We start from the raw sequence: 741 nt of genomic DNA on the forward strand, positions 1-741 counted from the left end.
GTCGAATATCTTTTGTTAGATATTTAAATTATTTTCTAGAACCACCTGTTCCAGGATTAATTTGTAGTAGTTGTCGTAGTACGGCAAGAAGAAGGTAAGAATTTTGGATCTACGCCATTGGTTGTACCTGATTTACAAGTCCAAGTGAAAGATCCATTGCCAGTTGTTGTGGCACTTGTACCTGATCCTGTAGTTGTAGTTGCTGTTGGAGTAAGTGATACGGTTTTGCCTTTAATTTCGTTATTTACGTCAGCAGCTTTCATTTTGGCGGTAATAACACCATTGGCTCCGATTTCTACTTCATCAACATATTTACCCTTAATGCTTCCCTTATCTGCAATACCTGCTTGGGTATTACTAGTAGGCCATGCGCCTTTATCTGCATAGTATTCAACAACAGCAGACTTTTGACCTTCCATCAAAGAGATGGCTTCAGAAACTTGGGCACGTGCAGTGTAGTCTTGGTATGCGGGCAGTGCGATAACTGCCAAGATGCCGATAATCGCGATAACGATCATCAATTCGATCAGGGTAAAACCTTTTTGGATTGCTTTCATTGTTTAAAACTCCAGTTTGAAAGTGTGAATAATTGTGTTTAAGTAAAAAGTCCGTAATGTGCTTGGCACTGTGTATTATGAGTAAACCATAAGTAAGAAGGAATATACAGCTTCCGTCTGGCTTGCTGCTTTGAGGCTTGGGCCTTATCGGATGTGTTGTTACAAGCAGTCTGTGTGCCAAGTG

General features: G+C 40.5%; 1 protein-coding gene. It reads right to left on the reverse strand.

What is annotated here, in order from left to right; all coding sequences use genetic code 11:
- Positions 1-56 precede the first annotated feature (56 nt).
- Positions 57-557, reverse strand: coding sequence for a pilin (locus ACTHUR_RS13775; protein WP_440399097.1), 501 nt, complete (start codon positions 555-557; stop codon positions 57-59).
- Positions 558-741 lie beyond the last annotated feature (184 nt).

This window comes from Neisseria sp. P0021.S007, assembly GCF_051956855.1.

Excerpts from the sequence above, each read along its gene's own strand:
- ACTHUR_RS13775 (WP_440399097.1), bottom strand. The coding sequence starts at position 557 with ATGAAAGCAATCCAAAAAGGTTTTACCCTGATCGAATTGATGATCGTT.